Origin of the sequence: Neorhizobium sp. SOG26, assembly GCF_003491345.1 — a bacterium.
Classification (GTDB): domain Bacteria; phylum Pseudomonadota; class Alphaproteobacteria; order Rhizobiales; family Rhizobiaceae; genus Neorhizobium; species Neorhizobium turbinariae.
In genome coordinates, this window is record NZ_CP025512.1 from 2,402,021 (window position 1) to 2,425,415 (window position 23,395).

A 23,395-nucleotide genomic window follows, 5' to 3' on the forward strand; every position below is an offset into this window, starting at 1 on the left:
TAAGGCGGATTTGTGGAACCACTATGGGCCTCTCTCGTTCATCTACCACAGCAATGATGGAGGCGACGATGGTCCGGGAATGGGTGGAAGCAGCAGGGTTCATGCTTGTGATTGCAGCCTGCTACATGATGGTCGTGCCTGTCTGATCAACGTCTCCCTGTGGAAATAGAGGGGACGCTGGAGGGGACAGATGAGGCTCTGAGCGATCAGGGACCATTCCCCTTGCGGCCTGCAAAATATGCGGCAAGCGCCGCGATATCGCCCTCATTCAGGTTCTTTGCCGCCTCGACCATGAGGTGGCTGTAGGACGTACCGCCTCGGGTTCCCGCACGAAATAGGTGAAGCTGCCGCTCCAGATATGGCGCCGGCTGGCCGGACAAGCGGGGATAAACCGGGTTCCCATCCGCCTTCTCATGACAGCTGAGGCAAGCGGGCACCTTGTCCGCAGGGCGCCCGGCTTCCGCAAGAATTCGCCCCTTCTCCACCAGCTCTGACGCTGCTGCATCATCTGCTGACCGATGCGAGGCTTGCGATGCGCAATATCGCGCGAGCCCCGGAAATGTCGCGGGATCCATCGCGCTCACGGCGAGTTGCATCACGCCGCTCTGACGCCGGCCTTCGGCATAGGCCTTGAGACTTTCCAGAAGATAGGCTTCCGACTGACCGGCAAGGTTCGGGATCACGCTCTTGCCATCGAGCCGGGTTTGGGCGTGACAGCTTTCGCAGGTGATCGGCAGCGGCGAGACGGCGCCAGCCATGCCAGAGGTCTGCAGCCCCGAGAGTTGAATGTACGTCTGCGCGTCCATCTCCGGCAGTCTGCGGATGAAGGCCACCATGTCCCAGACCTCATCGTCACGCGCCTGGCTCGGCCAGGCCGGCATGCCGGTATACCGCACGCCGTGCTTGACGATCTCGAACAGCTGCGCGTCCGTCCATTGCGGCACGACGTGGCTGAGGTCCGGCGGCGGCGGCAGCATGGCGAGAACCGAGTCCGGACGCGGACTGGCCGGCGAGCCATGGCAGATGGCGCAGCCGGTTTCGTAATGACCCGCGGCAGGCGGCAGCCGCGCCGGATCGTCCAGCGGCGGCGCCTCGACACCAAGCGCTGCCGTGCCGACGGAGTTGCGCATGGCCCAATGCAGGAACCAGTCGGTCACGCCCCAGTGCCCGGTGCTGGCACGGATGCCCATCATCCCCGACCAGGCGAAGGCGAGCCCCAGGAGCGGCAGCACGATGATGAGGATGATCAGGTGTTTCCAACGGATCGTCATGGGCGCGGCCTGCCTCCCGGCTGGTTCATTGGCGCCGCAAGCGCCGAATTCAGCGTCTGCGCCAGGAGCGCCACCCCGCCGGCGAGGTAAACGACTGCGCCGACAAGCAGCATGACGACGCCGCCGGCCTGCTGGTCCGTATGGGCAGACAAGGTGATACCGAGGCAACTGACAATGCCATCCCCATAGAGCGGACGCGGCGACAGCGCCAGCAAGGCACCGAGAAGCGTCATGTGCATCGAAGTGAAGATGAGCCCGAAAGTGCCGGCGAGCCTCCGCTCCTCGCGGCCGCTCGCAGCGCCGCCAAGACAGGAGAGCCAGAGCGCCAGGCCAGCGGCGAGGAAGACCGCCTGCTCCGCCGCCGCGATGAGCGCAGAGCTTTCCGACAGGGCGCGCATTGCCGGGACATGCCATGTCCAGACGGCGAAGAGCTCCAGCACCGAGCCGGTCAGCGGCGTGATCCACCTTTGGCTCTGCGTGAAGTCGAAGCGCGTGCCGGAGAGACCGATGCCGATCAGCGGCGCGGCGCCGGCCACGACGCCCATATGGACGATCATGTGGACGGAGAACGACGTCCGGTCGGCAAAGGGCAAAAGCCCGCCCCAAAGCACCATGAGGAGCAGCAGGCCGGCGACGAGCGATGCCTTCTTCATGGCTGGCACTCCGCTATGAAGAACAAGGGGATCGCGACATAGATCACCGCCACGAAGCTCAGGCCCGAAAGCAGCAGCGTCGCAAACCCCTGGAAGTGCCGGCGTTCTTCCCGGGTCGGCTCGTCATGCGGCGGATCGCCCTTGCCGTAACCCCACTGCCGCCAGGCAAGATAGGCCGACAGCACGATCATGGCGAGCGCAACGAGGGTGATGACCAGCAGCCAGATGCGCACGGTGTCGAAGGTGAAGGATTCCGGCAGCCGCTTGGCGCAGAAGATGGCGGCCAGCACGTAACAGACGACGAAATGCAGCGCCCACACCGCCGGTGCCGTGAACAGCGTCCAGAGGGTTTCGATCTCGCGGGGAATGACGCTCTTCATGACAGCACCAGCGGAAAGAAGCCGATGACGGCGAAGGTCGTAAGCGCGGTGACTGCCGTGAAGTGCCAGTAGAGCGCGACATTGCGGATGTCCTGATCGTATTCCGCCGTCATGCGGCCCGCGAGGCTGCGGGCGAGGCAATACAGATGCATCACCGCACCCAGCACGCCATGTGTCACGGTCCAGATCACCAGCACCCAGACGATCGCCGGATAAACATGCGAGGTGGGATCCATGCCGTGGAGGTGAGGCCCGGCCAAACCTGCCAGCGATGCGGCGATGCTGACGAGAACCGCCAGGACCAGCACCAGGCGGGTAGCGAGCGGCCCCTTCTCGTTCAGTTGCCGCGCCAGCAGCGTGAGCCCCCAGGCGACGATAAAGAGGACCAGCGCCAGCATCGGCCAGAAGAGGCCTGGGCCTGAGGTGACGGCGAAGTCGTCATGGATGGTCCAGTAGAAGAAATAGCCGAAGACGAGGCTGCCGAAGGCGGTGCCGTCTCCCACCATGGTGATGAACATCGCCCACCAGCCGACCGAGGCCGGGCCGGAGACGTAGATCGGCAGTTTCAGGCCAAGCCCGACATCCATTTCCGGCGCTTCGGGGATCTGTCCGGTGCCGGTCCACAGCCAGACGATGATGGCAATGAAGGTGATGATGGCGCAGATGATCGTCGTGATCCACCAGTGGTAGGTGAGCGCAATGAACACACCGCCGAGCGCCATGGCCGCGATGATCGTCACATAGGACACGCCGCCGACGCGAAGGCACTGGATGGGCTCGGCATCGAGAACCGAGGTCACCAGCGTCTCGCGCCTGCCCGATTTCGCGTCCGGAAGGTAGAAACGGCCCGCCTCGATATCGGCCTGCAGGTTCGGCTGGTCCCACAGCGGGTAGCGGCTGGTGATGATCGGCACCGAGCGCATGCCCCAGCTCTCGTCCGGATCGTTCGTCCATTCCAGCGTGCCGGAATTCCACGGGTTCAGATTGCGCTCCGCAGGCTTCGGCTTCGGGCGGAAGATATCGATGACAAGGGTCGCCACACCGGCTGCGAAGATGAAGGCACCGACGGTCGAGATCAGATTGAACCAGTCCCAGCCGATGTCTTCCGGGTAGGTGAAGACACGCCGCGGCATGCCCCTCAGGCCGGAAAAGTGCATCGGGAAAAACGCGATGTTGAAGCCGGTGAACATCAGCCAGAAGGCAGCCTTGCCCCAGGCGTCGGAGAGCTTCTTGCCGGTGACGAACGGGAAATAATAATAGATGCCGGCGACCACCGGAAACAGCATCCCGCCGATCAGCACGTAATGCAGGTGCGCCACGATGAAATAGGTGTCGTGCGCCTGCCAGTCGAACGGCACGACCGCCACCATGACGCCCGTGAGGCCCCCGATTATAAAGATGATGAGGCCGCCGGCGCCAAACAGCATGGGCACGGAAAAGATCACGCGGCCGGCCAGCATGGTGGCGATGAAGACGAAGATCTGCACCCCGGTCGGGATCGCCACGGCTTCCGAGGCGGCCGAGAAAAACGCGAGCGAAATCTGCGGCATTCCGGTTGCGAACATGTGGTGCACCCACAGCCCGAAGCTCAGGAACCCGGTGCCGACAGCCGCCAGCACGATCCAGGAATAACCGACGATCGGCCGCTGCGCGAAGGTCGGCACGATCATCGCCATCAGCGCGATCGCCGGCAGGAAGATGATATAGACCTCCGGATGGCCGAAGATCCAGAACAGGTGCTGCCACAGCAACGGGTCGCCGCCGCGTGACGGATCGAAGAACGGCCAGTCGAACATCCGCTCCATCTCGAAGAGGATATCGCCGGCAATCAGCGGCGGGAAGGCAAACAGGATCATCCCGGCCACCACCAGCAGGTACCAGGCAAACATCGGCATCATGTTGATGCGCATGCCGGGTGCCCGGCATTTCATGATGCCGACGATGATCTCGACCGCTGCGGCGATCGAGGCGACTTCGATGAAGGACAGACCAAGCAACCAGATATCGGCGCCGATGCCGGCCTGCTCCTTGTTCGTCGCGAGCGGCGGGTACATGAACCAGCCGGCATTGGGCGCTGCATTGAAGAAGATCGAGCCGCAGACGAAGACGCCGCCGAGCAGGAAGCTCCAGAAACCGAAGGCCGAGAGCCGCGGGAACGGCAGTTCGCGGGCACCGAGCATGGAGGGCAGCAGGAAGATCGCCACCGCCTCGAAGATCGGCACGGCAAACAGGAACATCATCACCGTGCCATGCAGGGTGAAGGCCTGATTGAAGAGCTCGGCGGAGATGAGGTCGTTTTGCGGCACCGCCAGTTGCAGGCGGATGAGGAGCCCAAGCAGGCCGGCAAACAGCATGAAGCCGAAGGCGGTCATGCCGTACCAGAGGCCGATTTCGCTGTTGTTGACCGAGGTCCAGTAGCGGATCCCCTTCGGCGTATCCCATACCTTGCGAAGACGCTCCTCCTGCGCGGCCCGCTCCTCTGGCGAAAAATCTCCGAGCTCGACGGTCATCGGAGCCCCTTTAAGTAAGCGGCGATACGGTTGATTTCGACCTCCGACAGCATGGAATAATGCGGCATGAAGACGCCCGGCTTGACGGCATCCGGCTGGCGGATGAAGCGGGCGATGTTTTCCGTCGTGTTTTCAAGCGAGCCGGCTGCGACCGAACCACGGGCACCGTAGGCAGTCAGGTTCGGGCCAATCGTGCCGCGGGCCTCGGTGCCGGAGATCGCGTGGCAGGCTGAACAACCATGCCTGAGGAACAGGGCAAGACCTTCGGCATCCTGCGCCCCGGAGGCATTGCGTCGCGCGGCGAGCCAGGTGCTGAACGCGTCAGGCTCCATGGCTTCCACGGTGAACGCCATCAATGCATGGGAGGTGCCGCAGAATTCGGCGCAGACGCCGCGATAGGTACCGGGGCGCTCGGCCTGCAGCGTCAACCGGTTCTGGCGGCCGGGGATCATGTCCATCTTGCCACCGAGCACCGGGATCCAGAAGGAGTGGATGACATCCGGCGCATCAAGCAGAAACAGCACCCTTTCCCCCACCGGAATACGGATCTCGTTGGCCGTCTCGATCGCGGCCTCGCCGCCTTCTTCCGGATAACGCACCCGCCACCAGAACTGTTCGCCGGTGACTTCAATGCGCCGCAACTCCTCGTCCTGTCCCTGGAACCACGGGCGGACACTCGGCATCAGCCAGACGGCATAAGACAGAAGCAGGCCGAGGGTGATCACCGGAAACGCGACACCACCCCAGAGGATAAGCCTGCCCGCCTTCTTTTCCGAATAGACCTGCTTCCGCCGCGACGAGGCATAGAGCAGCAGCGTCACCACGCCGGCCCAGATGAGCGCGCCACCGATGAACATGACGAAAGACAGCGTCGCTACGTCGGCGGCCTCGCGGCCAGCCGGATCAAGCGCCGACTGCACGCCGGAGCAACCGGTGAGAAAGAGAATGGGGAAGAGCAGATAAAGGCTGTGCGGTCGAGAGGGACGCGCGTCATGGCAAAGGTTGATGTTCACGGACACTGGCCGGCGGCGCTCCGTCAAACCACTATCGCCCATGCGCGCCTGAACCCATCTAACCGCCCCAGAACATTCAGCCGCAAACGCGCATCAGGGGAATTTGTTCCCGCCGCATGATCACTTTGCTTAACGCCCGGACAAAAATGTGGAACGATTTGGGAAGCGCTGGGTTCTCATACCATCGGGGGCATGACGCCCCCGGCTCGCAACGGGAGAGCGATCATGCAGAACTACTACGACACGGTGAAGAAACCGCTGGCGGTTCGCGGGGACAGCGGGTCCCTGGCGGATGCTCAGCGACATGGCCCGCAGGTCGCGGTGCCTGCCTCGGTGTTTCTGCCCTTACCCAAGTCCCCGCACGACGAAATCAGCGTTCCAGCCTCCATTAACGGCAGGGACCTGTCCACCGGCCGCCTCTAAGGCCGGGAGAAGAAGAAACTGACCAACAAGGAGACAGCATGACCAATATCGAAGCTGCCAATATCCTTATTCTCGCAACAGATGGATATGAGCGCTCCGAACTGCGGGTTCCGCTTGAGGAACTGCGCAAGCGTGGCGCGACGGTGAAGATCGCATCCATCAAGACCGGCGAAATCAAGAGCTGGGACGAGAAGGATTGGGGCGACACGGTGCCTGTCGATCTCGAGGCAAAGAACGTCAAGGCCGAGGAGTTCGACGCACTCGTGCTTCCGGGCGGACAGATCAACCCGGATGTCCTGCGTGCCAATGAAGAGGCCGTGCAGGTGGTGCGCGATTTCGTGAAGAGCGGCAAGCCCGTTGCCGCCATCTGCCACGGCCCATGGCTTCTGGTTGAAGCCGATGCGCTGCGTGGCCGCAAGGCAACCTCCTATGCTTCCATCCGCACAGACCTGCGCAATGCAGGTGCCTCGTGGAAGGATGAAGCGGTCGTGGTGGATGCCGGGATCATCACGTCCCGCTCGCCGAAGGACCTGCCCCAGTTCGTGGACAAGATCGTCGAGGAAGTCCGCGAAGGCCGCCACAACCGGCGGGCAGCTTAAAAGCAAGATCGACGAAAGCCTTCAGGCCGCCTGCGTTTCGACGCCGGCGGCCTTTTCTTGTTCCGGCGAAACCGTGGCTTCCTGCAGAAATGCAAGGAGCCGTCGTTCGTTGGCGCGAAGGCCCTTGGGCCCGTTCACCACCGGCCGTGCCGCCATCACCGTCTGGAGCGGTGTGACATCATCCGCCAGGGCAAGGATTGCCGGGTGGATATAGCTCGAACGGCAGACGGCCGGCGTGTTGTGGAGCGCCTCGGATGCCGCATGGGTCATGAGCTTCACCTTCGGCGCCGTACCCTGCTGCGCCACGTGATCCCAGGCGGCCATCAGTGCGGCAAGACTGCCGCCCCAGGTGCGGAAGGTCTTGGCAGACACGGCAAACCCCGCGGCCTTGGCGATGTAGGCGTTGAGCCGCCCGCTATCGACCGGATGCGGCACGCCGTTTTCATCCGGCCAGGAGAACAGCTGCCGGCCCGGCAGGTCGGCAATCTCTTCCAGGATGCGCTGCAGGCGCGGATGCTTGAGCGTGTGGCGCACCTTCTTGCCGCCCTTGGCGGTAAAGCGCAGCACGATCGCGTCACCCGACAGCATCATGTGGCGCTTCAGAAGCGTGGTCGCGCCATAGGTCTTGTTTTCCTTGGCATAGGCCTTGTTGCCGACGCGCAGATGCGTCGCGTCCATCAGCGACACGATCGCCGCCAGCACGGCCTCCGACTTGTCCAATCCTGAGGCAAGGTCCCGCTTCGCCTTGTTGCGGATGCGTGGCAGGGACTCACCGAACCGCATGAGCTGATCGAACTTGCGCTCGCTGCGCAGGTTCTGCCAATCAACATGGTAGCGGTACTGCTTGCGGCCGCGTGCATCGTAACCGGTCGCCTGCAGATGGCCGCGCGGGTTGAGGCAGATCCAGACATTCTCGTAGGCTGGCGGCAGGCCGAGCGCTGCAATGCGCCGCCGCTCCTCCTCATCCGTCACGAGCTTTCCATCCGGCAGCTTGTAGCAAAATCCCTTGCCGCGGCGCAGGCGGCGGATGCCGGGCTCCGTGTCGCTGACATAACTGAGACCGATGATCTCAAGCGATTCCTGGTCGGTGTCGAGGGGTGTAATGAGAGCGTCCATGGCCGCTTAAACGGCAGCCACGCGTCTTCGTTCCCCGAACAACCTCCGGTTCTCAGACGGCGACGTCGGTTATGCCCACGGGCGCTTCCAGGCGTTCGAACGAGGCGCGCGGCGCATCCATGACCCAGCGCAGGCCATGCGGGAAGAAGTCGATCTGGACCTGCCCCTGGAATGCCGCTTCCGCATGGCGCTTGATGATCGTGGTGCCGAAGCCGGTGCGCGAGGGCTCGACCACCTCCGGTCCGCCGATCTCTTCCCAGCTCAGCCGCAGCATCAGGTCGTCGCCATCCTTGGGGAGTTCCTGCCATGCGATCCGCACCTTGCCCTGCGGCACCGAAAGCGCCCCATACTTCACCGAGTTCGTCGCAAGCTCGTGCAGGATGAGGCCAAAGTTCTGGACCGCTTCCGCCTTCAGCGTAAAATCCTCACCCTGAAGGTCGATCCGGTCGGCGACATCAGCGAAGGTGCTCATGTGGACATCGATCACGCGGCTGATCGAAACGCCCGCCCACTGTTCCTTCGCCAGCGCCTCGATCGATTTGCCGAGGCCTTGCAGGCGATGGCCGATCGCTTTCTGGAACTCCTCCATGCTGGTGTCCTGACGCGCCAGCTGGCGCATCATCGCCTGCACAAGCGTCAGGATGTTCTTCGTCCTGTGCACCAGTTCATGGAGGATGAGGTGGATATGATCCTCCGCCTGACTGCGATCGAAGGAGGCGTTTGAGAGGGCGATCGCGACCTGGTTGGCTTCCTTGATCTTCGTTTCAACGGGAGAGACGATCTCCCCCTGCCCCATGCGCTCCGCCATCTCGGCAAGCTGGCGGATCGGGAAGCGTAGCTGGCGGCCGACCAGCCAGGCGATCAGCATCGCAACCGTGAGGAAGATCGCGCCGCCGGAAATCAGTTGCCGCCAGGTGGAAAGAATGCTCGCCTGCGCCGCATCGATGGGCCCCCAGACGACCGCCTTCCAGGTCCAGCCGGTGATCTGCGAATAACCGTACATCTGCATTTCGTCGCCATCGACATCCTGGATCGAGCCGCGGAAGCCGGTCATCAGCTTCAGCATTTCGGCCGGAAAGGCACTGCCCGGCTCAAGGCTTTGGGCGCCGAGCGAGGTCACCACATGCCCGGCCCTGTCGACAACCGCGAACGACCATCCGGCCGGCAAGCTTTCCGTCGGCAGCAGTTTCTGCAGATCATCGGCATTCTGGGTGATGATGATGGCAGCACCGGCCCTGGAGGCGGACGGCGGCAGCGGCATCGCCACGTTGAAGACGGGCCTTCCGCTGGTCGTGCCGCGGAACACGTTGGAGACTTCCGTCACCCCGTTCTTCAGGACGGACTGAAGTGCCGGCATGTTGCCGGTCTTGCCGAGCGGCGTGTCGAAGGGCACGCGCGTGTTGAGCTTCAACTGGCCGTCCGCGTCCGCCACCAGGACGAACAGCGAATCGGACCGCAGGCTGTTCTGGGTGCGGTTGTGGAAGGCCCTGAGGTCGCCGCGTTCGAGCTCCGGAGAGGTCACCAGAAGCCGCAGAGTTGTTGCCATGTCCTGCAATTCGCGGTCAACCGAACGGGCGACCAATTGGGCATCCTCGGCGGTCTCATTGGCAAGGATTTCGCGCTCGTTGGCCTCCAGCTCCATCATCAGGTAACCAACAAAGATCAGCAAAGGCAGCGCCACTCCGGCCACCAGGGCAACCAGATAGGCTCCAATCGGAGCGGTCGGGAAAAAGCGCGAAAGCCTAATCATTCCGCGTGGTTAGCCGACGAAGACGAGCCAGGGGCCTGCGCCACCCGTTCGCAGTTTCCATATTCGTGTCCCGCCCTTTGCTAATGTATTAGCGAAATCTGTCTAACCGGTTTTGGTCCCTTGTCCAGCAATTGATTGCACGCGATGGGTCTGTGTCCTGTAGCAGACCGACACGCATCGGCGGCCAAGCGGGCCCGACTCGGCGAATTGTATCGTGTCAATACAGGATGGGATGGGGCCAAGGCGGGTCATTAGGCAAATATCCGCCATTCCGCCAAATTCCGGAGCCCGCGGCAGAAATTTGTGGACGATGAAATGGAGGGTACCTTCGGCAGGACCGGGCATCCGAGAGACGCCGGTCCTGCCGAGGCTTATGTCTTAGATTGCGGGCGCGCCCGACTCCGTGCCAGCCTGGCCATCGCCCACCCGAAGGTTGTTCTGGACGTGCCGAACGCCGGAAATGTTGTCGACCAGGTCTTCAGCGCGTCGCTTGTCGGCGCGGCTCGACACGAAGCCATCGAGAGTGACTTCGGCCTGGCTGACCGTGACGCTGATGTTCGACGCGTCAAGCATCGGATCGTCACTCAGCCGGTCGTTGACGTCTTCCTCTATGCGCGCGTCGGACCTCTGGTAACCCTTCGGCCCCTTGCCGCGATGGGCGTCCATGTCGCGGCGGCGCTCGGCATCCTCGTCACCGAACCAGGATGCCACTTCATCACCGGCACGCTGCATGAACGAGCGGCCGCGCTGGTCGTCGCCCTGTGAGCGCGAACGGGCGTTCGGCTCGTAGCGGTAATCGCCATCCTGCCGGTGCTCGTAGTCGGAGCCGTAATACTGGTTCTCGACCTGGTTCACCCGATCGCTGCGCGGATCATAGCTGAACGAGGTCGGGCGGCCGCGATAGGCGTCACGCGCCCAGATGCGGGACTGGCCGGTGTCGCCGTAACCGCGTTCGTGGCCGAAGTCGTTGTCAGCCCAGTGTTCGCCACGCCCGTAGCGCGAGGACCGGGAGCGATCGTCCATGTCGCGGCCGCCGAACACGTCGTCATCGCGGTCGCCGGCGCTGTGGCCGCTGCCATAACCTGTATCGCCCGGGCGGTAGCCACCGGAGGAGCCGCGGTCTCTGTCGCGGAAAGATTCGTCGCGGGAATGGTCGCACTCATCGCGCATCCGGTCATGTCTATACCCGCCCGACTGGGAATAAGGTCCATTGGCCATATCGTGTCTCCTCAGCTTGGATTTGGCCCTGCCGAAGGTGGTTCGAAAAAGCAGGACAAAAGACCGAACGGGACCTATGGCCGAATGTTCCTCCCTGGGCCCGTGAGGGGCAGCCGAAACGGAAAAAGCCGCGACGGGAATCGCCGCTTTCTCCAAGGATGACGATGAAGGGCGACTGGCTTAGCTGATCCGGTTGCCCGTCTGCGGATCGAAGACCACCGCCTTGTCGAGGTTGAAGGCGAAGGTGAACTTTTCGCCGGGTGCCACATGCACGTCTGCGCGCGTGCGTGCCGTGAATGTCGCGCCGTCGACCTTGCCGGTGACGAATGTATCCGAACCCGTCGGTTCCACCATCGTGACGTCCGCATCGATACGCGCCACCGACCGCACGTTCGGGTCGAGCAGGCCCGTATCGGAAATGGCTTCCGGACGAAGACCGAGGATGACCTCCTTGCCGTCAGGAAGGCTCGTGGTGACGGAGGGCGGCATGTCCACCTTGATGCCGTCGCTACCGAACAGCGCGATACCGCCGTCGGAAACCTTGCCTTTCAGCATGTTCATCGCTGGCGAGCCCATGAAGTCGGCGACAAACAGGTTGGCGGGGCGATTGTAGATATCCGCCGGCGTGCCGACCTGCTGGACCGTGCCTTCCTTCAGCACGACGATCTTGGTCGCAAGCGTCATCGCCTCGATCTGGTCGTGGGTGACGTAGACGATCGTGGCGTTGGTGTTCTGGTGCAGCGCCTTGATTTCGGCACGGACCTCGACGCGCAGCTTGGCGTCGAGGTTCGAAAGCGGCTCATCGAACAGGAAGACGCGCGGCTGGCGAACGAGCGCGCGGCCCATGGCGACACGCTGGCGCTGGCCGCCGGAAAGCTGGCTTGGGCGGCGCTTCAGGAGATGCTCGATCTGCAGTGTCTTGGCCACCTGCTTGACCGCGGCTTCGCGCTGCGCCTTTTCCACGCCGCGCATTTCCAGCGCAAAGGCGATGTTCTCTTCCACCGTCATGTTCGGGTAGAGCGCGTAGGACTGGAAGACCATGGCGATATCGCGCTTTGACGGGTGAAGGTCAGTAACCACCTGCCCATCAATGACGATATCGCCCGAGGTCTGCGGCAAGAGGCCGGCGATGACGTTGAGAAGCGTGGACTTGCCGCAGCCGGAAGGACCGACCAGAACCAGGAAGCCGCCCTTTTCCAGCTCGATGTCGATCCCCTTCAGGATCTCGTTCGGCCCGATCTTCTTGCGGATGTTCTTGATTTCGAGAAAGCTCATGAGCGGTTATCCCTTGACGGCGCCGGCCATGAGGCCACGCACGAAATAGCGTCCGGCGACGACGTAAACGAAGAGGGTCGGCAGGGCGGCGAAGATCGCGGCAGCCATGTCGACGTTATATTCCTTCACGCCGGTGGAAGAGGAAACGAGGTTGTTGAGCGCCACCGTCATCGGCGAGGACGCGCCGCCCGAGAAGGAAACCCCGAACAGGAAGTCGTTCCAGATATTGGTGAACTGGTAGATGATGGTGACGACGATGATCGGGCCGGACGTCGGCAGCAGGATGCGCCAGAAGATCCGGAAGAAGCCCGCGCCGTCCATCATGGCCGCCTTGATGAGCTCGTCCGGAAACGCCTCGTAGTAATTGCGGAAGAACAGCGTTGTGAACCCGAGGCCATAGATGACGTGGACCATGACGAGGCCGGTTGTCGTACCCGAAAGACCCATCAGGCCGAGCAGCCGCGCCATCGGGATGAGAACCGCCTGAAACGGGATGAAGCAGGCAAACAGCATCATGCCGAAGACGATCTTGTGTCCCGGGAAGCGCCATTTGGTGAGCACGTAGCCGTTCAGCGCGCCAAGCAGCGTCGAGATGAGAACGGCCGGGATCACCATCTTGATGGAGTTCCAGAAGTAGCCCTTGATGCCGGCGCAGGAGACACCGATGCAGGCCTCGCCCCAGGCCTTCACCCAGGCTGCGGCCGAAGGGTCGCGCGGCAGTGCCAGCATGTCGCCACCGCGGATTTCCTCGAGCGACTTCAGCGACGTTGTCAGCATCACGTAGAGCGGCAGCAGATAGACGAGCGCCAGCACGATAAGCGTGCCGTAGATGAAATAACGAGCGGCGCGGGCCGAGCCGGCGCTGACGGTTTCGGTGGCAGCACTCATTGCTTCTTCTCCCGCAGTTCCGAATACAGGTAAGGCACGATGATTGCGGTGATGCCCATCAGCATCATCACGGCGCTGGCCGAACCGACGTTCATCTGGTTGCGGTTGAACGTGTAGGAATACATGAAGGTGGACGGCAGCTCGGTTGCATTGCCCGGGCCGCCACCGGTCAGCGCAATTACCAGGTCATAGGACTTGATGGCCATGTGCGCGAGCACGATGAAGGCGGACAGGAAGATCGGCCGCAGCATCGGGATGATGATCCGGCGATAGATCGCGACCGTCGAGGCACCATCGATCTGTGCGGCGCGAATGATCTCGCCGTCAATGCCACGCAGCCCGGCCAGGAACATCGCCATCACGAAGCCTGACGCCTGCCAGACGCCGGCGATCACGATCGTGTAGATCGCCATGTCCGGGTTCACCAGCCAGTCGAAGGTGAAACTCTCCCAGCCAAGGTTGCGCATGGTGTGCTCAAGGCCGAGGCCCGGGTTGAGGAACCATTTCCAGGCCGTACCGGTAACCACGAAGGACAGCGCCATCGGATACAGGAAGATCGGCCGCAACACGCCTTCGGCACGGATGCGCTGGTCCATCAGGATCGCGATGAACAGGCCGATCGCGGTGCAGAGCACGATGTAGAGGATGCCGAAGATCGCCAGGTTCTGCATGGCGACATACCAGTTCGGCTGCGACCACAGGCGATAATAGGCGTCGAACCCGCCCCATTTGTAGACGGGCAGGATGCGGGATGTCGTCAGGGAAAGGGTGATCGTCCAGAGGATGAACCCGTAGACGAATACGAGGATCACGGCGAAGGAGGGTGCAAGCACGATCTTCGGCAGCGCGTTGCGCAATCCATCTGCGAAGCTGCGGCCTTGCCTTTGCGGCACCACGACCGGAGCCGGCTCGATTGTCGTCATCATGACCTCCGGCAACATCCGAAAGAAGGTGGAATTTCAAAAGTGGCCGGAAACGGGTTCCGGCCACTCCAATGTCAGAGCGAAGTGTCCGCCACTTACTTGGCGGCCGCGACGGCTTCCGGCAGGCGCTTCAGGGCAGCCTCGGTGGTGAGCTGGCCGTTGAGGTGCTGCGTGATGACGTCGAGCATGGCTTCCTTGATGGCGGCCGGCTGGGCGTAACCATGGGCGAGCGAGCCCATCAGCGTGCCGTTGGACGAAGCTTCCGCCAGGTCCTTCATGCCCTTCTTGCCGCAATCGTCGAACTTTTCGTCGGAGATGTCGGTACGGGCGGGCACGGAGCCCTTCACCGTGTTGAAGGCGATCTGGAAGGCCGGATCTTCGACGGCGGATGCCATCTTCATCTGTGCCTTTTCAGCCTCGCCACCAACGTCGAACATCATGAACTGGTCGGCGTTGAACAGGACCGAGCCCTGCGTTCCGGGGAAGCGGATGCAGACGAAGTCGGTGCCCGGCTTCTTGTCGGCGCGCAGCCATTCTCCCTTGGACCAGTCACCCATCTGCTGGGCGCCAGCCTTGCCTTCGATGACCATGGCGGTGGAGAGGTTCCATTCGCGACCGGAGAAGTTCTGGTCGAAATAGGTGCGAAGCTTCGACATGGTGTCGAAGACCTTCTTCATCTCTTCACCCGACAGGGCAGCCGGATCGGCTTCGAGAACGGCCTTCTTGTAGAATTCCGGACCGCCGGTGGACAGAACCACGGCTTCCCAGAGCGTGCCATCCTGCCACGGAACGCCACCATGGGCGAGCGCCGTCAGGCCCTGCTCCTTAAAGGCGTCGAGCATGGCGATCAGCTCGTCGATGTTGGTCGGAACCTTGCCGCCAGCCTTGTCGAGGGCAGCCTTGTTGATCCACAGCCAGTTGGTGGAGTGAATGTTGACCGGAGCGGCAATCCAGTTGCCGTCATACTTCGAAAAGTCCTGCAGGGCAGCCGGGATGACCTTGTCCCAGCCTTCCTTCTCGGCCAGTTCGTTCAGGTTGGCGGCAACGCCCATCTCGGCCCAGTCCTTCAGGTCGAAACCGAGCAACTGGACGGCGGTCGGCGGGTCACCTGCGGTGACGCGAGCGCGAAGCGCGGTCATGGCAGCAGAACCAGCGCCGCCGGCAACCGGCATGTCCTTCCAGGTGACGCCCTGCTTCTGCAGGTTTTCCTTGAGCACGTTGAGCGCGGCAGCTTCGCCGCCAGACGTCCACCAGTGCAGGACTTCAACCTGTTCCTGGGCCTTAACGGCACCAGCCGTCATGGCGATGAGTGCCGCACCAGCGGCGAGTTTGGCAATCTTTGAAATCTTCATCAGATTCTCCCTATGTGTCCGGGCTCCTCTCCGGAACTGGCGATTTATAACGATATAAACGTTGCCGGTGTCAACCCGACTGCACAATATTCTTCCACAGGCGGGCGTAAGGCTTAAGGCTATGTTTTGCAATGGATCTACGACCGCCGGAGGGCAGGATTTCGCATGCACTGAAAAAATAGTTGATGCATTTTCGATCATTTACAACGATACAGATTTCGAAGCTGCGGGAAAAAGAGGCAGTGGAGGGAAAGATGTCGCTGGATGACCTGGGGGAACGAGGTCGGCGGGCGAGCCGGGAGCGATCCGCCGATCGCGCCGGTGCGAAACCAACCTTGAAGACAATCGCCGAGCTGACAGGGCTCGCGGTGACCACCGTGTCACGCGCACTGGCGGACGCGCCGCAGATCGCGCTGGAAACCCGCATGCGGGTGCGCCAGGTGGCCGAAGAGATCGGTTACATGCCGGACCGGGCAGCGCAGCGCCTGCGCACCGGGCGCACCAACGTCATCAGCCTCGTGCTCGATCCGCACGAGGAAATCCTGGGCTACGCCACCTCGATCATCGACGGCTTGAGCGAGGCGCTGCGTGGCACGCCCTACCACCTTGTCATCACGCCGCATTTTTCCGACACGCCGGCGATCGATCCGGTGCGCCATATCATGCGCAACCGCATGGCGGACGGGATCATCTTCACGCGTACAGAGCCGGCCGACGAGCGGGTCAAACTGCTGGTGGAGCATGATTTTCCGTTCATCTGCCATGGGCGCACCGAGCTTGCGACCGCGCATCCTTATGTCGACTACGACAACTACGCCTTCGCCTATCATGCGGCGCGCAGGCTGATCGCGTCCGGCGCAACCAAGCTGTCGATCATCCTGCCGCCGGACCGGTTCACCTTCGCCCAGCACATGCGCCACGGCTTCATGACCGCTGTGCGCGAGGAAGGAGTGCGGTTCGAGATTGCAAAGGACGTAACGCTCGACAGCAAGTCGGATGCAATCCGCGACTATGTCTACAAGCAGATGGCCCAGGCGGACCGGCCCGATGGGTTCGTCTGTGGCGGGGAAGTCTCGGCGATGGCGGTGATGGCCTCTGCCTATGACCACGATCTCGAACTCGGCCGCGACGTGCACCTGGTGGCAAAGCAGACATCCGGCCTGTTCGACCAGGTTCGGCCGCGGGTGGAAACGATCTATGAGGATCTGTCTGAAGCCGGACTTCTGATGGGCCGGCTGCTTCTGAAACGGATCGGCGGGCCGGTACCGGTGGGTGAACTTCAGGCACTCCAGACGCTCTGAAGTGCCTGAGGTTGTCTCTCAGTCTTCTTCGACGAAGACTTCGGCGCGCTTCTTCTTCACGCTCGGCAGGAAGACGATGACCAGAACGAGCGCCGCGCAGATCAGCAGGCCGGCGCTGATCGGGCGGTTGATGAAGGTCATCGGGTCGCCGCGCGACAGGATCATGGCGCGCCGCAGGTTTTCTTCCAGGAGCGGACCCAGCACGAAGCCGAGGAGCAGCGGTGCGGGCTCGCAACGCAGCTTCGCCAGCACGTATCCGATGAGACCGAAGAAGGCGACGGAATAGAGGTCGTAGACGTTGGAATTGACGCTGTAGACCCCGATCGCGCAGAAGGTCATGATGATCGGGAAGAGAACGTAATACGGGATCGTCAGGAGTTTCACCCAAAGCCCGATCAGCGGCAGGTTGAGCACCACGAGCATCAGGTTGCCGATCCACATGGAGGCAATGATGCCCCAGAACAGCGCCGGCTGTTCGCTTGCGACGTTCGGGCCCGGCACGATGCCCTGGATGATCATCGCGCCGATCATCAAGGCCATGACCGGGTTTGCCGGGATGCCGAGGGTAAGAAGCGGAATGAACGAGGTCTGGGCGCCGGCGTTGTTGGCCGATTCTGGACCCGCGACACCTGCCACCGCGCCTCTACCGAACTCTTCCGGATGATCCGAGATCTTCTTCTCAACCGTGTAGGAGGCGAAGGACGCAAGGATGGCGCCGCCGCCCGGCAGGATGCCGAGGACCGATCCGATCGCCGTGCCGCGCAGCACCGGCGCAATCATTGCCCTGAAATCTTCCTTTGATGGAAGAAGGCCGGTGACCTTGGCCATCAGGATCGAGCGGGTCTTTTCGCTTTCAAGGTTTCGCAGGATTTCGGCGATACCGAAGACGCCCACCGCGACCGCGACGAAATTCAGGCCGTCGGCATATTCACGCACACCCAGCGTGAAGCGCGCCGTGCCGGTGTAGATGTCGGTGCCGACGAGGCCAAGCAGAAGCCCGAGCGCCACCATGGCCAGCGCCTTGACGATCGAGCCGTGCGCCAGCGCAATGGAGGAAACGAGGCCGACGACCATCAGCGAGAAGTATTCGGCGGCGCCAAACTTGAGCGCGACTTCCGTCAGCGGCGGCGCAAAGATTGCGACCAGGAAGGTCGAAACCGTGCCGGCGAAGAAGGAGCCGATGGCGGCAATCGCAAGCGCCGAGCCCGCCTTGCCCTTGCGGGCCATCTGGTAGCCGTCGATGGCGGTCACCGCGGACGAGGATTCGCCAGGCATGTTGATGAGGATGGCGGTCGTCGAGCCGCCATACTGGGCACCGTAGTAGATGCCGGCAAGCATGATGAGCGAGGAAACCGGCTCCAGCTGGAAGGTGATCGGCAACAGCATGGCGATCGTCGCCGTAGCGCCGATGCCCGGAAGCACGCCGATCAGCGTACCAAGGATGACGCCGATCAGGCAGAAGAACAGGTTCTCAATGGAAGACGCTGTGGCAAAGCCGAGCGCGAGATTGTTGAAAAGATCCATGGCTCAATAATCCTAAAAGCCGAGCCAGGGCCCGAATGCGCGGAACGGCAGGTTAAGACCGTAAACGAAGACGAGCAGCGAGAAGATCGTCAGACCGGCCGAGAGCAGCACTGCATAAAGCGGCGTCATGCGTTGCGACGCGAAGGAGGCGAACAAGGCGGTCAGGAAGATCGAGGGCACGAAGCCCATGCCGCGCAGGATCAGGCCGAAGATGATCGGTGCCGGCAGGATGAAAAGCATGCCGCGGATGGCGATCGGGCCGATCGGCTCTCCTTCGGCGCGGAACGCCTGGACGAGGATGATCGCACCGAACAACATCAGGGCACAGGCAAGAATGAAGGGGAAATAGCCGGGGCCCATGCGCAATGCTGTTCCAAGCTCAAGATCTAGCGATTCCAGGGCAAAGAAGATGCCCGTGGCGATGAGCAGCAACCCGCAAAGAAGGTTGGCCATGTCAAATCGAAGGGAATTCATGTTGTCTCCCGGGAGTGTGGAGAGGGTATCGGAACCTGCCCTGATCCAACTGCCGCGACGATGAAGGCCGGTCGCAAAAGATGGGCAAGGCAGGCCCCCTCCCCGCAGGCGGGGAGAGGGTCAGGGTGAAGTATTTTCAGGTCGTTTAGTCGGCGTACTGGCCGGCAGCTTCGATCACCGGCTTCCAGCGGGCGATTTCGCTTTCAAGCTTTGCCTTCAGCGCCTCCGGGGTGGCATCGCTTTCCGGCGACGGCGCGGTGCCGAGTTCTGCAAAGCGCGTCGACACGTTGTTGTCCTTGAGCGCGACCTTGAGGGCTTCGCTCAGCTTGTCGACAGCTTCCTTCGGCGTGCCCTTCGGCGCATAAACGCCGTGCCAGATGCCAACTTCCATCTGCGGCAGGCCGGCTTCCTTGACGGTCGGCAGGTCCTTGAGGATCTCGAGACGCTCCGGCGAGGTCACGGCGTAAGCCTTAACGGTGCCGCCTTGGATCTGCTTGGTGGTGTTGGTCGTCTGGTCGCACATGATGTCGACCTGGCCGCCGAGAAGATCGGTCATGGCCGGGCCCGTGCCCTTGTAGGGAACGGTGACGAGAGGCGTCTCGATGGCGCTCATGAACAGCATGCCGCAAAGATGCGAGGCAGCGCCGATGCCGGCGTTGGCGACGGTGACCTTGTCCTTGTTGGCCTTGGCATATTCGATAAGGCCCGCAAGATCGTTGGCTTCCATGTCCTTGCGAGCCAGCAGCGTCATCGGAACCTCGGTGACGAGACCGACATATTCGAAGGCGTTCAGCGTCTCATAAGGCAGCTTGCGGTACAGCGTGTCGCTGGTCGCCATGCCGATATGGTGCAGGAGAACGGTGTATCCGTCCGCGTCCGCATTGGCGACGCGAGCCGCACCGAGCGTACCGCCGGCGCCACCGACGTTTTCCACCACGATCTGCTGGCCAAGCGTCTTCGACATGGACTCGGCCACCAGGCGGGCAACGGTATCCGTTGGACCGCCAGCGGCGAACGGAACGACCATGGTGATCTGGCGCTCGGGATAACCGGCAGCCTGAGCAATGGTGGAAACAAGGGAAACGGCAGCAAGTGCAGTCGCGCCAAGGACGGCGTTCAGAATTTTCATCGGTTCCTCCAAGATGAAATCACGGCTCAGCCGACGCCAAGTCTCCTCCGGCGCCAGCCTCGGCCCCATTTGCGGCGAGCGCGAAACGGCAGGCAACCGCAACGCGAACCTTCGGCAGCAATTTGTTAAGGTTTAAAGTAGCGGCATGGGTGGATTCAGAAACAACACGAGCAATCGATGTGTGGATTTCCACCCATCCGCAGTATCAGCGCCCGCGGATCAAACGTCCCGCTCATCCTGCAGAAGTGTATCGAAACCCAACATCTTCTTGTCGAGCCCGTATTTCTGCATCTTCTCGTAGAGCGTCTTGCGCGAGATGCCGAGTGACTCATAGACGGGCTTGAGCGCCCCGCCATGCGCAGCGATCTCGCCGGCAATCAGGCTCCGCTCGAAGGCGGCGACCTTGTCGGCGAGCCGCCCTGCCCCTTCCTTCGGCACCGCGGGTTGATCCCCTGGGCCCATGTCGAGCCCCAGCACCAGACGGTCTGCGGCATTGCGCAGTTCGCGGACATTGCCCGGCCAGTCGCGATGGGCGACGGCGGAAATGATCTCGGCGGATACATCCGTATCTTCGCGACCGTAGCGGGCCGCCGCTTCGCGCACCAGCTGGAGAAACAGCAGCGGAATATCCGGTCGACGCTGCGCCAGTGAGGGCACGTGGATGGTCGCCACATTCAACCGGTAGAAGAGATCGGCACGGAAGCGGCCTGCGGCCACTTCGGCCTCAAGATCCACCTTGCTGGTCGCAATGAACCGGACATCCAGAGGCACGCTCTCGTTGGAACCGAGCCGGGTGATTACCCTCTCCTGCAGCACGCGCAGGAACTTCGCCTGCAGGTCGAAGGGCATGGAGCCGATCTCGTCGAGCAGGATCGTTCCGCCGCGGCCGTGCTCGAACTTGCCGAAACGCGGTCGCAAAGCGCCCGGAAAAGCCCCGGCCTCGTGCCCGAACAACTCGCTCTCGATCAGGTTTTCTGGAAGGGCGGCGCAATTGATGGCGATAAACGGCCGGTTGGCGCGCGGACTGATATCGTGCAGCGCGCGGGCCACGACCTCCTTGCCGGCGCCGGTTGGCCCAATGACCAGAGTATCGGCATCGGCAGCACCAATTGCCCGAATGCGGTAGCGCAGGTCGACCATCACCTGGGTACGGCCTGGAAGGCGCGTTTCGAGATCGTCGCGCTTGCCGGCAACGGCGCGCAGCCTGCGGTTTTCCAGGATCAGACCGCGCCGATCGAGCGCGCGACGGATGATGCCGGCGAGATGCTGCGGCGTGAACGGTTTTTCGAGGAAGTCATAGGCGCCCTCGCGCATGGCTTTGACCGCCAGTTGCACGTCGCCATGACCCGTCACCAGGATCACCGGAAGCTCCGGGTCCAGCTCGCGGATCTTCTGCATCAGCGTCATGCCATCCATGCCCGGCATGCGAATGTCGCTGACGACCACGCCGTCGAAACCGAAGCCAGCAAGCTCGAGTACATGATCGGCATTGGAGAAGGTCTGGACATCGAGGCCGAAGAGTTCGAGCGCCTGCGCCGTCGAGCGACGCAGTTCCTCCTCGTCATCGACCAAGAGAACCCGCTGCGTATTCACTCTGCTGCCTCCAGAAGATTGTCGTCAGCGACATCCAGCTCAATCAAGAACACCGCGCCGCCCTCCGGATGATCGGCGACAGAAAGGCTGCCCCCGAAATCCTTGACGATGTTGTAGGATATCGAAAGACCGAGCCCCAGCCCCTTGCCGACGCCCTTTGTCGTGAAGAAGGGATCGAAGATGCGCCCATGGATGGCCGATGGCACGCCGGGCCCGCGGTCGCGCACCGACAACACGACCTTGTTGCCGTTTGCGCTGGCGGTGAAGGTGATGCGACGGTCTTCCAGGCCCTCCACGGCATCTGCCGCATTTGTGATGATGTTGACCAGCACCTGCTGCAGCCGCACCGCGCCCGCCTTCACCGCCGGTACGCCGGGTGCAATCTCGGTTTCAAGCTTCGCATCGGCTGCCTTGAGGCGGGCGTCAACAATCTCAAGCGTATCGCGCAGCACATCGGCGACCGACACAGGACCGAGCTTCTCGTTCGGCTTGCGGGCGAAGTTGCGCAGGTGCTTGCTGATCGACGCCATTCGGTCGATCAGGGCCGAGATGCGGCGAAGGTTGTCGCTCGCCTCCTCGATGCGCCCCCGGTCGATCAGCACGCTGGTGGTTTCGGCATACGTTTTCACGGCCGCGAGCGGCTGGTTGAGCTCATGCGAGAGGGCCGCCGACATCTGCCCAAGCCCCGCAAGCTTGCCGGCCTGGATGAGATCGGCCTGGGTCTGGCGCAACCGCTGCTCCGTCAGGCGCCGCTCGGCAATCTCTTCCTTGATGCGGCTGTTGACCCGCGCCAGATCGGCGGTGCGCTCCACGACCCGGCGCTCCAGCTCGTTGCGCGCTTCCGCCTGCAACTGCATGCGCTCGGCGAGCCGCATGCGACGCTGCAACACGATCGCGATCGCAAGGCCTGCAAGGCACAGCGTCAGGATGACGGCGATGACAGTGGTATTGGCCTGTATCCGTACCGGCGCAGTGTTCATCAGCACGTTCACCGTCCAGCCCGCTTCCGGCATCGGCTGCGAGAGGATCAGGTATTCCTGCTCCTTGCCCTCGTCCTTGATCTTCACGACATCATGGCCGGCATAGGTACCGGGCTGGAACGGTAGTTCCCGAAGCTTGGCATCGGCATACCGCCGCGAGGCTTCGGTGCGGGCAATGCGCTCCGGCGTCAGCGGATTGATGCTGGAATAGAGCCATTCCGGACTGCCGGTCATGAAGATGATGCCTTCCGGATCCGATACGAAGATCCGGTCATCCGTGCCCTTCCAGCTGTCTTCGATCAGATCGATATCGACCTTGAAGACGATGACGCCGCGGATCACCCCGTCGACCAATATCGGCGAGCCGAAATAGTAACCGCGCTTCGAGGAGGTGGTGCCGAGCGCATAAAAGCGCGACTGCCGGCCTTGTGCGGCATCCTGGAAATACGGGCGGTAGATGAAGTTCTCGCCGATGAAGGAAACGGGCGAGTCATAGTTGCTGGCGGCGATCGTCTGCCCGTCCATCGTCATCACATAGATGTCCGAGGAGGTCAGCAGCGCGTTGATCTCCTTCAGATAGGCATTTGTGCGGGCGCGCAGGCCCTCGTTCTTCGGGTCGAAAACAAGCGCCTCAATGTTGTTCTGGCTGGCGATCAGCGCCGGAAGCGCCTCGTAGCGCTTCAGGTGCCCGTCAAGCGCCGCAACGGCAAGCCGAAGCGTCGTGGCGGCCTGGGTGGTCGCCTCTTTCATGTAGATGCGCCCAACCACCGCGCTGCCCTTGAACGTCAAAGCCAGACCGATCGCAAGGGCTATCGCCAGCGCCAGCAGCAGACGCAACTTCAATTGGTGAGGCTCCTTCCCGACCGTTCTTCGTGCTCCATTTTAGAAGCTTGCTTTGATGAAGGCCATCGAATCTTGGCGAAGCACACAACCGGCGGCGGTGGCCGCAGGCTTGACTTGGCGGCAGATCAGGCATTCGATCCAGCAATCGCCGCCAGAGTGCGATCCGCGCTCAACCGTGGG

20 protein-coding genes are annotated in these 23,395 nt (G+C 62.4%); 3 read left to right on the top strand and 17 right to left on the bottom strand.

Going from position 1 to position 23,395, the window contains the following annotated elements; genetic code table 11:
• Positions 1 to 206: 206 nt before the first annotated feature.
• The 5 genes from CYG48_RS11910 to coxB are packed head-to-tail and all read right to left on the bottom strand — an operon-like array spanning position 207 to position 5,827.
• Entirely contained in the window at positions 207 to 1,271 is a 1,065-nt protein-coding gene (locus CYG48_RS11910) for a c-type cytochrome (protein WP_118850585.1), read from the bottom strand.
• Complete coding sequence (locus CYG48_RS11915) at positions 1,268 to 1,924, bottom strand: cytochrome c oxidase assembly protein (protein WP_118850586.1); 657 nt, start codon at positions 1,922 to 1,924, stop codon at positions 1,268 to 1,270. The genes CYG48_RS11910 and CYG48_RS11915 overlap by 4 nt, the downstream gene beginning before the upstream one ends.
• Positions 1,921 to 2,304, bottom strand: a complete 384-nt coding sequence (locus CYG48_RS11920; RefSeq protein ID WP_118850587.1) for a hypothetical protein — start codon at positions 2,302 to 2,304, stop codon at positions 1,921 to 1,923. The genes CYG48_RS11915 and CYG48_RS11920 overlap by 4 nt, the downstream gene beginning before the upstream one ends.
• Positions 2,301 to 4,814, bottom strand: coding sequence for a cytochrome c oxidase subunit I (ctaD, locus tag CYG48_RS11925; protein WP_118850588.1), 2,514 nt, complete (start codon positions 4,812 to 4,814; stop codon positions 2,301 to 2,303). Before ctaD ends, CYG48_RS11920 begins: the two co-directional genes overlap by 4 nt.
• On the bottom strand, positions 4,811 to 5,827 hold the full coding sequence (gene coxB / locus CYG48_RS11930) for a cytochrome c oxidase subunit II (protein WP_245450335.1): 1,017 nt from the start codon (positions 5,825 to 5,827) through the stop codon (positions 4,811 to 4,813). Before coxB ends, ctaD begins: the two co-directional genes overlap by 4 nt.
• Before the next feature lie 225 nt (positions 5,828 to 6,052).
• Here coxB and CYG48_RS11935 point away from each other — a divergent pair, with 225 nt between their 5' ends.
• Together CYG48_RS11935 and CYG48_RS11940 are read left to right on the top strand one after the other, a co-directional pair.
• Positions 6,053 to 6,250: a hypothetical protein gene (locus tag CYG48_RS11935; RefSeq protein WP_150132717.1), complete on the top strand. Its 198-nt coding sequence runs from the start codon at positions 6,053 to 6,055 to the stop codon at positions 6,248 to 6,250.
• 38 nt (positions 6,251 to 6,288) lie between these two features.
• Positions 6,289 to 6,849, top strand: a complete 561-nt coding sequence (locus tag CYG48_RS11940; protein WP_118850591.1) for a type 1 glutamine amidotransferase domain-containing protein — start codon at positions 6,289 to 6,291, stop codon at positions 6,847 to 6,849.
• Between the two features lie 21 nt (positions 6,850 to 6,870).
• On the opposite strand, the gene CYG48_RS11945 is transcribed toward CYG48_RS11940, so the two are convergent.
• The 7 genes from CYG48_RS11945 to CYG48_RS11975 form a co-directional block, all read right to left on the bottom strand.
• On the bottom strand, positions 6,871 to 7,965 hold the full coding sequence (locus CYG48_RS11945) for a DNA topoisomerase IB (RefSeq protein ID WP_118850592.1): 1,095 nt from the start codon (positions 7,963 to 7,965) through the stop codon (positions 6,871 to 6,873).
• A gap of 52 nt (positions 7,966 to 8,017) precedes the next feature.
• On the bottom strand, positions 8,018 to 9,715 hold the full coding sequence (locus CYG48_RS11950; RefSeq protein WP_118850593.1) for a sensor histidine kinase: 1,698 nt from the start codon (positions 9,713 to 9,715) through the stop codon (positions 8,018 to 8,020).
• A gap of 378 nt (positions 9,716 to 10,093) precedes the next feature.
• Entirely contained in the window at positions 10,094 to 10,933 is an 840-nt protein-coding gene (locus CYG48_RS11955; RefSeq protein ID WP_245450336.1) for a BON domain-containing protein, read from the bottom strand.
• Positions 10,934 to 11,113: 180 nt separating this feature from the next.
• Entirely contained in the window at positions 11,114 to 12,208 is a 1,095-nt protein-coding gene (locus CYG48_RS11960) for an ABC transporter ATP-binding protein (protein ID WP_118850594.1), read from the bottom strand.
• Positions 12,209 to 12,214: 6 nt separating this feature from the next.
• Positions 12,215 to 13,096: a carbohydrate ABC transporter permease gene (locus CYG48_RS11965; protein WP_118850595.1), complete on the bottom strand. Its 882-nt coding sequence runs from the start codon at positions 13,094 to 13,096 to the stop codon at positions 12,215 to 12,217.
• Complete coding sequence (locus CYG48_RS11970) at positions 13,093 to 14,019, bottom strand: carbohydrate ABC transporter permease (RefSeq protein WP_199925292.1); 927 nt, start codon at positions 14,017 to 14,019, stop codon at positions 13,093 to 13,095. The genes CYG48_RS11965 and CYG48_RS11970 overlap by 4 nt, the downstream gene beginning before the upstream one ends.
• Before the next feature lie 95 nt (positions 14,020 to 14,114).
• Positions 14,115 to 15,371, bottom strand: a complete 1,257-nt coding sequence (locus tag CYG48_RS11975) for an ABC transporter substrate-binding protein (protein ID WP_118850596.1) — start codon at positions 15,369 to 15,371, stop codon at positions 14,115 to 14,117.
• Between the two features lie 254 nt (positions 15,372 to 15,625).
• Here CYG48_RS11975 and CYG48_RS11980 point away from each other — a divergent pair, with 254 nt between their 5' ends.
• On the top strand, positions 15,626 to 16,672 hold the full coding sequence (locus tag CYG48_RS11980; protein ID WP_118851628.1) for a LacI family transcriptional regulator: 1,047 nt from the start codon (positions 15,626 to 15,628) through the stop codon (positions 16,670 to 16,672).
• A gap of 18 nt (positions 16,673 to 16,690) precedes the next feature.
• Here CYG48_RS11980 and CYG48_RS11985 read toward each other — a convergent pair whose 3' ends face one another.
• From CYG48_RS11985 to CYG48_RS12005, 5 genes are all read right to left on the bottom strand, one after another.
• Positions 16,691 to 18,196 (bottom strand): tripartite tricarboxylate transporter permease, encoded by a 1,506-nt coding sequence (locus CYG48_RS11985; RefSeq protein WP_118850597.1) that lies wholly within the window; start codon positions 18,194 to 18,196, stop codon positions 16,691 to 16,693.
• 12 nt (positions 18,197 to 18,208) lie between these two features.
• Positions 18,209 to 18,670, bottom strand: a complete 462-nt coding sequence (locus tag CYG48_RS11990; protein ID WP_118850598.1) for a tripartite tricarboxylate transporter TctB family protein — start codon at positions 18,668 to 18,670, stop codon at positions 18,209 to 18,211.
• A gap of 145 nt (positions 18,671 to 18,815) precedes the next feature.
• Positions 18,816 to 19,799 carry a tripartite tricarboxylate transporter substrate-binding protein gene (locus CYG48_RS11995; protein WP_118850599.1) on the bottom strand — a complete coding sequence of 328 codons (984 nt, stop codon included), beginning with the start codon at positions 19,797 to 19,799 and terminating at the stop codon, positions 18,816 to 18,818.
• A 219-nt stretch (positions 19,800 to 20,018) separates the two neighbouring features.
• Positions 20,019 to 21,392 (bottom strand): sigma-54-dependent transcriptional regulator, encoded by a 1,374-nt coding sequence (locus CYG48_RS12000; protein WP_118850600.1) that lies wholly within the window; start codon positions 21,390 to 21,392, stop codon positions 20,019 to 20,021.
• A complete protein-coding gene (locus CYG48_RS12005; RefSeq protein WP_445304303.1) occupies positions 21,389 to 23,215 on the bottom strand; it encodes a sensor histidine kinase in 1,827 nt (608 codons plus the stop codon). The genes CYG48_RS12000 and CYG48_RS12005 overlap by 4 nt, the downstream gene beginning before the upstream one ends.
• Positions 23,216 to 23,395 lie beyond the last annotated feature (180 nt).

What these genes read in the sequence shown, in the direction of transcription:
- CYG48_RS11910 (WP_118850585.1), bottom strand. Translation starts at nt 1,271, where the DNA reads ATGACGATCCGTTGGAAACACCTGATCATCCTCATCATCGTGCTGCCG.
- CYG48_RS11915 (WP_118850586.1), bottom strand. Translation starts at nt 1,924, where the DNA reads ATGAAGAAGGCATCGCTCGTCGCCGGCCTGCTGCTCCTCATGGTGCTT.
- CYG48_RS11920 (WP_118850587.1), bottom strand. Translation starts at nt 2,304, where the DNA reads ATGAAGAGCGTCATTCCCCGCGAGATCGAAACCCTCTGGACGCTGTTC.
- ctaD (WP_118850588.1), bottom strand. Translation starts at nt 4,814, where the DNA reads ATGACCGTCGAGCTCGGAGATTTTTCGCCAGAGGAGCGGGCCGCGCAG.
- CYG48_RS11935 (WP_150132717.1), top strand. Translation starts at nt 6,053, where the DNA reads ATGCAGAACTACTACGACACGGTGAAGAAACCGCTGGCGGTTCGCGGG.
- CYG48_RS11940 (WP_118850591.1), top strand. Translation starts at nt 6,289, where the DNA reads ATGACCAATATCGAAGCTGCCAATATCCTTATTCTCGCAACAGATGGA.
- CYG48_RS11945 (WP_118850592.1), bottom strand. Translation starts at nt 7,965, where the DNA reads ATGGACGCTCTCATTACACCCCTCGACACCGACCAGGAATCGCTTGAG.
- CYG48_RS11950 (WP_118850593.1), bottom strand. Translation starts at nt 9,715, where the DNA reads ATGATTAGGCTTTCGCGCTTTTTCCCGACCGCTCCGATTGGAGCCTAT.
- CYG48_RS11955 (WP_245450336.1), bottom strand. Translation starts at nt 10,933, where the DNA reads ATGGCCAATGGACCTTATTCCCAGTCGGGCGGGTATAGACATGACCGG.
- CYG48_RS11960 (WP_118850594.1), bottom strand. Translation starts at nt 12,208, where the DNA reads ATGAGCTTTCTCGAAATCAAGAACATCCGCAAGAAGATCGGGCCGAAC.
- CYG48_RS11965 (WP_118850595.1), bottom strand. Translation starts at nt 13,096, where the DNA reads ATGAGTGCTGCCACCGAAACCGTCAGCGCCGGCTCGGCCCGCGCCGCT.
- CYG48_RS11970 (WP_199925292.1), bottom strand. Translation starts at nt 14,019, where the DNA reads ATGACGACAATCGAGCCGGCTCCGGTCGTGGTGCCGCAAAGGCAAGGC.
- CYG48_RS11975 (WP_118850596.1), bottom strand. Translation starts at nt 15,371, where the DNA reads ATGAAGATTTCAAAGATTGCCAAACTCGCCGCTGGTGCGGCACTCATC.
- CYG48_RS11980 (WP_118851628.1), top strand. Translation starts at nt 15,626, where the DNA reads ATGTCGCTGGATGACCTGGGGGAACGAGGTCGGCGGGCGAGCCGGGAG.
- CYG48_RS11985 (WP_118850597.1), bottom strand. Translation starts at nt 18,196, where the DNA reads ATGGATCTTTTCAACAATCTCGCGCTCGGCTTTGCCACAGCGTCTTCC.
- CYG48_RS11990 (WP_118850598.1), bottom strand. Translation starts at nt 18,670, where the DNA reads ATGAATTCCCTTCGATTTGACATGGCCAACCTTCTTTGCGGGTTGCTG.
- CYG48_RS11995 (WP_118850599.1), bottom strand. Translation starts at nt 19,799, where the DNA reads ATGAAAATTCTGAACGCCGTCCTTGGCGCGACTGCACTTGCTGCCGTT.